The following is a 10108-nucleotide window of genomic DNA, read 5'->3' on the forward strand; positions in this document are numbered from 1 at the left end:
TCGATAAAAGAGGAGCTTTCATCCCTGAAAGGGATGAAAGCGAAGGCTGGCTTTCCTTATTTTTGAACAGGTGCTAAGACTGCATTTTCTTCCATTCTTCAAGCTTCAGACAGCTTTTCCCCGTTGGGATCATTCCTGTGGTTGCTGACACACCGAAATTTGTCAGCGCATAATTTTCTACTTGTGCGTCCTTGAAGGCAAGTTCTACTACTGTTTGCTTTTCCTGCTTTGACAGAGCTTCAATCTTCACGTTTGCTGCGGTAGGAACAGGATTCGTTTTATCTCTAGTGAAATTTTTTACATTATAAAATTGTTCTTGTTCTGGCTTACCTGAGTTCAAGCATCCTTTAGACTTGACAAACAATCCTGTAGTCCAATAGCTATTAACAAAGTGTTGCTTATTAACAAATTGCACCCCATTAGCTGCCCAGACGTAAACGGGATCAACATATCCTTTAGTTTTGGGAATTTTAGTTTCGCTACATCTTACTCCATCCCGCTTCCTAGTTCTATAATCTCCGCATACCTTCCAAGTTATTCTATATAAGTTAGGTGTCTCTTCTACATATTGCCTTATTTGCTCCTGTACTTCCTTATCTTTTTGGCTTTGCACATCAGTTAACTTAGCCCTATAATCATTCTCTGCCTGAGCCACCTTGTCTCCTTCAGACTGGCAAGCCCCAGTACCCGCACCTATCAAAACAAGGGCTATGAGTAAACCTATTTTATTCATAAAAAACTCCAATACTCCAACAATTAATACGCGAAATTAATTACCGATTTTCTTGTTTAACAAGAAAGAATACATGCGTCAGTCGCCAGAATGGGCTAAACCTTAGCTATCCGCTAACAGAATTGAATTTTGAATCGATTTAGCGTCTGAATAAACGGGTTTAAGTCCCCACAAAACAAGAAACTTTGGTGGTCAACTTTCGTAGTGGCGGGTCAGAATCCTCGACTAATTGATTCTGACTGCTGACTTCTGACTCCTTCTTTAAGCAATATCTACTTCTAAGAATGCTTGATTAGAAGCTGCAAATATTATACATATTTGTTGCATATATGCAATCAATTTTTAACAGTTTTTAGTCATAGTTCTACCCTTCCACAGCCATCGGCAACTGAAACCACATAGAGGCAATGGCGCACAGAGCGTCCAGATATATCGTCGCACTCCTGTTTGATATACTTCACAGCCCTAATGGTAGGTGAGGTGATAGCGACCTCTCAATCTTCTTATAGCGCAGGATGATTTTGTGTTGCTACTTGCTAAAAAGTAAATGATAAATAATACAACAATTATGAAGAAAGAACAAGTCACTTTAGTACGGAAAAAAACAGCACTAAAGTTCCTTCATCTTTTTAGTAGGAATATGTCATAGATAAAAGAGCAGAGTTGAGAAAGAATTTGTGCGTGAGCATAATTGGCGTAAGTAACATCTAAATCAGCAATGAAAAAAATATGGACATTTTGGGAATTTGACCATACATTGGGTAGCGCGGTTCGAGTAATATCAACTCCATTAGGGCTAGAGATATTTGCTGAAGATGTATTTCAGATTATTGCACCGGAATTAAATAATGAAAAAATAGTGCCTCTGCATATCCAAGTTAGAGAACGTCATGTGGTTCTTGGTGAGCAAATAACAATAGTAAAAACTTTAAATTCTGGAGCTATATATAATTTAAAAGGCATAGTGGAAGAACAAATAATTAAGAACTTCACGCAATGGATAAGGAGTAATGTCTTACCGATATTTCAAAAAGATTTTTTTTAGATAATTGAGACAAATCTGAATTATGAGGAGAAGAAGAATGATACAAACTATCAATAACAATCAAAATGGAAATATTAATGGCAAAGCTGATATATCGGCAATTGAAGCAGAAGAAATAAAGCTAAATGATTTAACACCAGAGCAGCAGTTAGAATTAGAGAAACTAAAATTAGACCTAGATATAGCCTCAGATACAGATAAAGAAGCAGAAGAGGTAACTAAAACTCCCCCAAGAAGATTAGTAATAGTAGACGGGGGGAAAGGTGGAGTTGGTAAATCGATGTGGACGAGAGGATTTTTACAAACTTGTATAGATGAGAAAAGAAGAATTGTGGCAGTAGATGCAGATAATTCTAATCCAGATTTGTTGAGATATTATGGTGAGAATGGTGAGCATTGTCAAATACAGCAGTTAAATATTTTTAAAGATGGAAGTATAGATAGATTTTTTGATCGGGTAAAGAGAATGATGGAGCCAGAGCTAGATACATATAATCAGCTACCACCACCAGAATCGCTGTTTTTATTAGAATTGCCACCGCAATCAAGACAAATATTTAAAAAATTTATAGAACAAGAGTTCTTGGAAATAGCCGCCAATGATTATGACATTAGAGTAACAATGGTCGTGGTAATTAGTCGAGTATCAGATTCGGTAAAGCAATTAATAGATTTATACAGCTTTTGCGGAAATAAAGTAGATTACGTAGTCGTTAGAAATTTATTTTATGGTGAGGAGGAAGAATTTTCTAGATATAGCAACTCATCAATAGTTCAAGAGATAAAGCAAGAGCTATTAAAAGCAGGAATCCCTTTATTTGATATTACAATGCCGGATTTACTTGAATATGCCTATGATTATTTAGATGAAAAGTCACTAAGTTTTTCTGAAGGAATAAAGCAAAAAGAACTACCAGGAGTGAAAATGCGGGTGAAGAGTTGGCTAAAAACTTTTAAACAGCAAATTTATCCAGTTAAACATCTCTTAGGGCTGGAGAGTATAAATGTTGAAATCTTCTAAAAGAATGGTAATGACTGTAGGTGACTCTCGTGTAGGCAAGTCTACAGTTATTAAACTGTTGCTGGAAATTTATCAGATTCAAGGTAAAAGGTTGAAAGTTTATGACCATGATAATCGTGATAGACTTTTGGCTTACAAAGATTTAGTGTGTATTGAAAAGATAGATTTTTTCAATAAACAAACGGACAGGATGTTTATTGATCTGGTAGCTGATAATATAGATATCATTTTAGTGGATATGCCGGGGCAGCACATAGACAAAATTTGTCAGTATATTGTTGAGTCTGAACTATTAGAAGCTTTAGCTGAATATGGATGGAAGCTAACGTTCCTGCAACCGATATCACATAGAACGGACTGCATAGACTACTTAACTCAAATCATCCAAACTGCTACTAACAATGCCAACTATGTGATAGTGAAGAATTATCATTTTGCGCCAGAGTTTAGGGAATATGACGAAAAAATGCGGAAAACTCTGTTAACAATAGGAGGAACAGAAATAAATTTGATGGCTTTACATCGAAATCACTATCAAGCGATGGAGAAAGCTGTCAAGCCATATTCACAAGTTTGCCAGGATTTCTCAATAATTTTGTTTTGGAGAAGTTTCATTTTTCAGTGGATTAAAAATTTCCGCAATTCAGTGATAAATAATAATTTGGCTATTAAATATTTAGGACTTGATTAATGACATCACAAGATATATTACAAGGTTATTCTCCATCAGAACAAAGGCGCATAGTTGAAGGGGCGTACCAATTAGGAATCACACCAGATGACCCAACATTTAGGATGATGGCAACGCTGGGTCGATATGAAGAAACGATGATAGACCTCCAGGCAAGAATGGAGGCAATGATAGAAGCATGGGCAGCATTAATAGACCAAAAACTGGAGAAGACAAGTAAATCCGCCGAGTCAATGCACTATACGGTTGTCTCCAGTGCTGTGCGTGATGAGATGAAAAAAATTAAGCCCACCGGCGCAGGTATGAAAGTGCAGGGAGGCTGGGGGTTAGGAACAGTATCTCTGGTGTGTGGATTAGTAGCGGCTGGCAGTACCTTGTTGGGTTCCCTGACAACGTGGAATCTGGTGCAGAATGTAGGAACAAATCAGTCAGTGGTAGTATCACGCAACGATCTTAAGATTCTGCAATGGGCAAAATCCCAAGAGGGAAAGCAGATGTATCAATTACTATTGAAGAATCAAGCAGTAATTGAAGCCTGTCAAACACAGCAGAGTAAAACCCAAGGCTATTGTTTAATTCAAGTAGGTAAGTGAAAAGCACTTAACTAACTTGGGTAACAGTGTTTGAGATATAGCCGAGTTCAGAGGCTTTTAGAATAGCATTGATGCGATTATCAACACCTAATTTAGAATAAATATTCCTAGCATGATTTTTGACCGTGTTTTCACCAATGAACAACTTCTGACCTATCTCCTTATTAGATAATCCGGCAGCGATTAGTAACAAAACATTAATTTCTCGCTCGGTTAAGTGGTCATCAAAGATTTTTCCTTTGATTTTTGGCTTCTGAAGAAGACTTAGCAAACCTCTTTTAATAATTTCGGAATCAAATAAACTTTTATTATTGTAAGTGGTTTTGATTGCCTCTAAAATTAAAGAAATGTTATTTTTTTTGAGAATATAAGAATCAGCGCCACTGCTGATGGCAGCAGTGACAATTTCTTGAGAAGAATTGCAGGAAAGGACAACAACTTTAATGTTACTGCGATAAATCTTGATTTGCTTAATGACCTCGACTCCAGAAATGTCGGGTAAACCAATATCCACGAGGACAACATCAGGCTCCCACTGTTTGACGATATTAATACCTTGCTCACCAGTAGAAGCATTAGCGACCATCTCCATATCTGGTTGCTGTTGAATAGCAGTAGTGATGCCGAGTCTGAATACCTCTTCATCCTCAATAAGTACTAATCGAATCATATAAAGCTTTGATTGTTTCGATTGTTAGATACTTAAATATTTATATCACAGTTATTGATGTTAAGTGTTTTAATTTTTATATATACAAACGTAAAATGAAAACAGCTACTTTAGAAAAGTATGGCAGTTGAATAAAAATTCCGAAGTCAGAATTCAGGAGTCAGAATTAATGAGTGTGAGATTCAGAGCCACCATTGATTGAAGACTACTAAATCTTCTATTTAGTGGGGGTCTTAAACCCTTTGATTCATCCGCCCTTTCGTATCTTTCGTATAAAATACCCAACTGAATTCTGGCGACTGACTCCTGAATTCTGTTTTTGTAAAAGTATTAAGACTAAAGTCTGAGTGGATAAAAATTTTTTTCAGTCTAAAATAAAAATATTCTAGAATTTGAAAATTTAATTAGCATTCATAAAAGTAGCGAAAATCACAATCTATCTTGGGAAGCATATATGCAGCAAGAATCTCTAAGCAAGCAATTGGATCTCTCATCTCTGTTACATGATGTATCAAGCAGTTTTAGAGCCACATCATTAGTGCTGAATCAGATAATTGATGGTGCTTATGGACACTCTTTAGAAGAAATCAGGCCTTTTTTAAAAGGTTTGCAAGAAATGAATGAGCGAGGACTGGGCTTGGTTGATAGAAGGACGCCTTTTTTAGAACCTAATCTAACAACGTTAGTGCAGTTTGATATGTTAGATTTTTTACAAAAGCAATATTTTCAATACAAGGTAATAGCACAGTATCATTCCTTGAATCTTCACTATGAAACGCAAGTAACATACAAGCATGAAACGCAAGTACGGGGTGACAGCATAAGTATTGACAGAATGTTATGCAATATCATAACTAATGCTATTAAGTACACCAAGCGAGGAGATGTATTTATAAGACTGCTCAATCAAGATGATGATTTAATTGTTGAGATTGAAGATACCGGTTGTGGGATTGCCCCCGAACAGCTATCAAATATATTTATTCCGTTTTGGAGAGCGCCCCAGAGTAAGTTATCTGATAAGCCAGGCAGAGGAATAGGGTTGTATATTGCCTGGATGGTGGCTTATGCTCACGGACTGAGCATGAGGGTGGATTCAGTAACTAAACAAGGAACCAAATTCACCATTATATTTCCTTACAAAGATGACGAGATATATGGGGTTGATGGTAGGATGTGCCTCAAATAACAGAGGTTATAAGATGCGTTACTTGTATGATGTTCAACTTTGGGACAGGATTGAAACAGGAGTGGAATTTCTAATTCTTGCAGCTTTGATGATAGCGGCAATCATCAAACTGGGGCACAACGATTTTCTACAAGCATTGTTTTATATAGTATTAGCTGTCATCATCTCACCCTGGTCACAATTCGAGCGAGTGACTAAGCGCTATATCTTGGTAAGCGTGTACATTCTTGGGTTGTTTGTCGGGTATTTTAGTTAATCCAACTCTGGACCGTCAGGCGATTGCTCGTTTTGTTGTTGCTGTGGCAGTTGCTGTTGTTGCCGTTGTTTTTGGTCAAAGTCGATCAGCTTTTGTGTTTCTTGTGGTGAAAGGTTATTTTGTATTACCTTGTATTCTTCACTAACACCAGCTTTATAAGCACTAAAAGCCGACTGATTATCACTTTTGCGCCAAACAGTCAGACGCTGCATACCTTCTCTCATCAACAAATTTAATTGATAAGCCATGCCTTCATAGACTCGACCGCCAATAGTATCTTGTCCCTTTGTAACGATAATATTCATTAGTGCAGGAATAAGAGACTTTTTAACAACCTCATTATTTTCAGTCTCAACTGATTTTGACTGTTGGCTGTCAACAAAAGGCAGTTTGCGCCCTTTAGTTTTTAATATCTGCTGCAAGAATGTCTTTTTCTTTTCATCGATCAAATCTTCAACTCTTGTTGAGTTATCTATATCAGGTGTTTCCTCGGATTTATTTAAACCAAATTTTTGAGCGTACTCTTGGTAATACTTTTGCTTGAGTTCTAGCCTATATTCTTCAGTAGTTTGAGCATTTTGGGACACAGATAAAGTATTTCTCACATCACTAATAATATTTTTGCGCTGTGTGGGGTCTAGTGCGGGGGTTATTGACGGTGAAGGTGGGTGTTTCTCCATCATCAGTGCCAGTCTGTAGGCCATTTGGTTGTCAGAAAAGCCACTGTTGCGGTTGATGATAGTGATGGTTTGGGCCACTGAGCTAGATTGCATAAGTGTAATTGAGTATTGTTCATTACAAATCTAATTCTTGTGAATTAGTGGTAGTAGACTGTTGTGGAGTGTGAGATTTTTGGGAATCTACTTCAAAAGAGGGCGTATAAGTATTGTTAATAACCTGGCTACGAGTCTTGAGTAAATCCTGAATCACATCACTCAAAGGAGGAAGTGAGATATTCGTTTGCCCTTTGTTGTGCTGCTCGAATTGACTTTGAAGGAGAATTTTTTGGTAAAGCTCACGTTGCTCGCCAATAGTCAGCTTGCCAGTTTTTGAAAGTTTTTCCCGCAAAGGGTTGTTGTACTGATTGGCAACACTAGACCAAGTTTTATTAGCTTCTAAACCTTGCCAATGAGAGGCAATCTCAGGGTGAAGAGGCACGGGTGTATCACGTTTCTCTTCAGAAGAAAACTGTGGCTGTGCTTCTGTAAGAACCTGCGATCGCAAATCATTAACAATATAAGCTAACGGTGGAAGCACAATATCAGTACGCCCATTGTGATTGATTTCACTCCAAGCCTGATTTTGAATCTGCTGGTAAAGTTCACGCTGTTCACCAACAGTTAATTTTCCAGTTTGCTGAATTTTAAATTGAAATTCTAAATGTCCTTGCGCTACAGTCTCATTCCAAGAACCATCTAAGACTAACTGCTCCCAATACTGTTTCAAAACTGGATGTAGTGGTAGCAAAACTTTATCTAAGTTAGAAGAAAAATTGGTTTGTTTTGCTGGTTGTGATGGTGTTGTGTTTTTAGGTGTTGGTATAGTTGAGTGTGATACAGCGTTCTGTTGTTTTGGAGAATTAGAACTTGTTTCTTGTGGGTGTAATTGTGTCTTGCGATCTGGTACGTTGGGCGTAGATTGAGTAGATTGGTGTGACCAATCATCGTCTAAGTTACGGGTAATTTCGGGATGAAGGGGCAAGTCGATGTCACGAGTGTCTGTCGGGTTGCCTTCATAAGATTGATAATTAATATGCAGTTTTTGAGCCAACAGCCTTAACTTCTCCAAATCAGCTTCAGTGATAGCCATCGCTTGGACTTGATGAGTCATCCCAGTATCAGTTTTCTCAAACTGAAAGCGAACAGCTTCCCTAGTAGTACCATTGTGTTCAGTTTTGAGTAATTGCAGAGTAGATGTATTGTCAGTGGTTTGCCGAAAAAGAATCCGGTAATTGCCCAAGGTTAAATCGCCTTTCTCGAAGCTAGTAATAGTTTGTGTGAGAATTTTTAATACCTCGTTTTCTTTGAAACTTTCTAAAATATTGTGTGTGCCTTTAGGAGAGACTGAACCAACGATAGAGGCTATTTTGCGAGGGTCTTCATCAACAGAGGGCAATTCTTTACCAGCTTTGAGGTAGTCAGCCACTAACAAAAACTCCTGCCTTTCAATAGGCAGAATATTAATTTGTCTTTCTCTCCAAATTTTTTGCTCATCCTCTATTTCTGTGTAAGAAAGTTTAATATTGCCTACGTGTCCCCATTTATCAGCTTGAAAAGTCATTAACTCTACATTATCATGACGACGATAGATACTGTATTTATCAGCACCATGATTCTTGATTACAAAAGCATCAGCATGGTAGATTTTGCCACTGGTCTGCTGTTGTTCATCTTTAGCCTCAACACCATATTTTTTTAACAAAGTATAAGCAGCAAAAGCTATTTGTTTATTCTCGCTAGCTTCTAGGCGCTTTCTAAAAAAATTAGGCTCATAAAGTGTAACATTTTCTTTTTTAGCCCAGGAACTAATGCTTTTTGTGTTTTGTGGAATTACAGGAGTTTCAGTTGGCTGGGCTGGCTCAAGGGCAACATCTAAATGAATAATGTCTGAATCAATAACTTTTATATCTATAATTTGTGAACCAAGGTCAATAGGTGATTGAGCACGATTTTTTTTAAATACACCAATGTTTGGTTCTAATTCGGGATCATCTGTCACAGTAGAGTCTCCTTTTTGTCGATCAATTGTTTTGACTGTGCCATCTTTGAGCTTGATAGTAAAACGTAAACTATCAAGTTGATTTTGATGCCACTCCTCTAGAGCTATACCCCCGGCAGATAGCTTTTCAAAACTTTCTCCTCCCTGTGCCACTATAAAATCATCTACACCCTTATCCGGCCCTAGCAGCGTTAGTACTTTAACGACAGCACCAAATTCTTGTAATAAGCTTCCTGTCTTCCAAATATCTCTTTGGATATTGAGCTTAGTTTCAGGTAAGGATTCATAATCAAAGCAGATTTTGATTTCTCTATTAGGAGTAGCGAAAACAGCTAACTCATCAGCCAGATAAGAATCACCAATTTTCTTGCCCCACTCGTTTTTAGGTGAGCGATAGCCGGAGGAAATTCCCGGTAGTCCGATGGCTGCGTGACCTTGGCTTAACAGACTGGCTGCTTTCTTCGCCCCTTCGGTAATGGTGATGGGAATGTTATGTTTCCACACACAATACCAAAAACCACTCAAGCGATCGCTATCGGCGGGGTTTACTCCAGCTTTTGAGTAAATATTTTGGGCAATCACGGCTGGGACATCTAGCAAGAAAATACTCAAATCAACTGATGGTGGATGCTCATATTTGATGAACTTGCCTTCAACCACAACAGTGAACCCATCTTTTTTTACGGTTTTGGGTCTGGGGCGGTTTGGCTTATAGCATCCCCATTCTTTAATTTGAGGTTGCTCACCAGGGGTAAGATTAGCAAATGTGCGCGGATCTACTCCTGAATTACACCACCAGCCACCTGCATCTAAGTGGGAATAGAGTTCTAAAAGCTTAGTAGAGAGGCTACCTGTATTTGTACGTGAGAGTTTGTCGCTGATCATGAGCCGTTCCCAAGCTTCATGTTCGCCACCGACATAGCTAAAATGAAGACTAGAGAAGTTGAGATGTACAATCTCTCCTGAGATCGCGCTGCCTACTACGAGTTCGTGCCAATGTTGCGGATCGATATGTTCCGGGTGATGAGGGATATGTTGAGTATTTTGCGGGTTAAGTTTTTCACTAGTTATAGGAATTGTATGGTTGATGACAATCTTTGTTGTTAAATTATCATCTGCAATGTCATAAGAACTAATCACTCTTATCTGGTGACTCTGGTTATCAACTTCATTGTTGGCGCTGGTTTGGTTA

At 38.0% G+C, this 10108-nt stretch carries 10 protein-coding genes; 6 read left to right on the plus strand and 4 right to left on the minus strand.

Translation table 11 applies throughout. The features are described 5' to 3' along the window. Positions 1 to 73: 73 nt before the first annotated feature. Complete coding sequence (locus tag ACM0OY_RS38280) at positions 74 to 733, minus strand: hypothetical protein (RefSeq protein WP_414573936.1); 660 nt, start codon at positions 731 to 733, stop codon at positions 74 to 76. Between the two features lie 718 nt (positions 734 to 1451). Between ACM0OY_RS38280 and ACM0OY_RS38285 the strand changes: the two genes are divergently transcribed. Genes ACM0OY_RS38285 through ACM0OY_RS38300 form a run of 4 tightly spaced genes read left to right on the plus strand, consistent with a single transcriptional unit; the run spans position 1452 to position 4083 of the window. Next, a complete protein-coding gene (locus tag ACM0OY_RS38285; RefSeq protein WP_414573937.1) occupies positions 1452 to 1778 on the plus strand; it encodes a hypothetical protein in 327 nt (108 codons plus the stop codon). Positions 1779 to 1815: 37 nt separating this feature from the next. Next, positions 1816 to 2799, plus strand: a complete 984-nt coding sequence (locus ACM0OY_RS38290; RefSeq protein ID WP_414573938.1) for a hypothetical protein — start codon at positions 1816 to 1818, stop codon at positions 2797 to 2799. After that, positions 2783 to 3490, plus strand: coding sequence for an ATP-binding protein (locus tag ACM0OY_RS38295; RefSeq protein WP_414573939.1), 708 nt, complete (start codon positions 2783 to 2785; stop codon positions 3488 to 3490). Before ACM0OY_RS38290 ends, ACM0OY_RS38295 begins: the two co-directional genes overlap by 17 nt. After that, on the plus strand, positions 3490 to 4083 hold the full coding sequence (locus ACM0OY_RS38300; protein WP_414573940.1) for a DUF6753 family protein: 594 nt from the start codon (positions 3490 to 3492) through the stop codon (positions 4081 to 4083). Before ACM0OY_RS38295 ends, ACM0OY_RS38300 begins: the two co-directional genes overlap by 1 nt. A gap of 7 nt (positions 4084 to 4090) precedes the next feature. Here the strand turns inward: ACM0OY_RS38300 and ACM0OY_RS38305 are convergent, their stop codons facing one another. Then, complete coding sequence (locus ACM0OY_RS38305; protein ID WP_414573941.1) at positions 4091 to 4753, minus strand: response regulator; 663 nt, start codon at positions 4751 to 4753, stop codon at positions 4091 to 4093. 454 nt (positions 4754 to 5207) lie between these two features. Between ACM0OY_RS38305 and ACM0OY_RS38310 the strand changes: the two genes are divergently transcribed. Next, positions 5208 to 5942: a sensor histidine kinase gene (locus tag ACM0OY_RS38310; RefSeq protein WP_414573942.1), complete on the plus strand. Its 735-nt coding sequence runs from the start codon at positions 5208 to 5210 to the stop codon at positions 5940 to 5942. Between the two features lie 13 nt (positions 5943 to 5955). Next, a complete protein-coding gene (locus ACM0OY_RS38315; RefSeq protein WP_414573943.1) occupies positions 5956 to 6198 on the plus strand; it encodes a hypothetical protein in 243 nt (80 codons plus the stop codon). Here the strand turns inward: ACM0OY_RS38315 and ACM0OY_RS38320 are convergent. Continuing rightward, entirely contained in the window at positions 6195 to 6971 is a 777-nt protein-coding gene (locus tag ACM0OY_RS38320; RefSeq protein WP_414573944.1) for a hypothetical protein, read from the minus strand. The two genes, ACM0OY_RS38315 and ACM0OY_RS38320, sit on opposite strands and share 4 nt — an antisense overlap. 22 nt (positions 6972 to 6993) lie before the next feature. Then, positions 6994 to 10108, minus strand: a 3115-nt coding sequence (locus tag ACM0OY_RS38325) for a DUF3854 domain-containing protein (protein ID WP_414573945.1), incomplete at its 5' end; no start/stop codon positions are given.

Source organism: Nostoc sp. CCY 9925 (genome assembly GCF_963920935.1).
In the GTDB taxonomy this organism is placed as follows: Bacteria; Cyanobacteriota; Cyanobacteriia; order Cyanobacteriales; family Nostocaceae; genus Nostoc.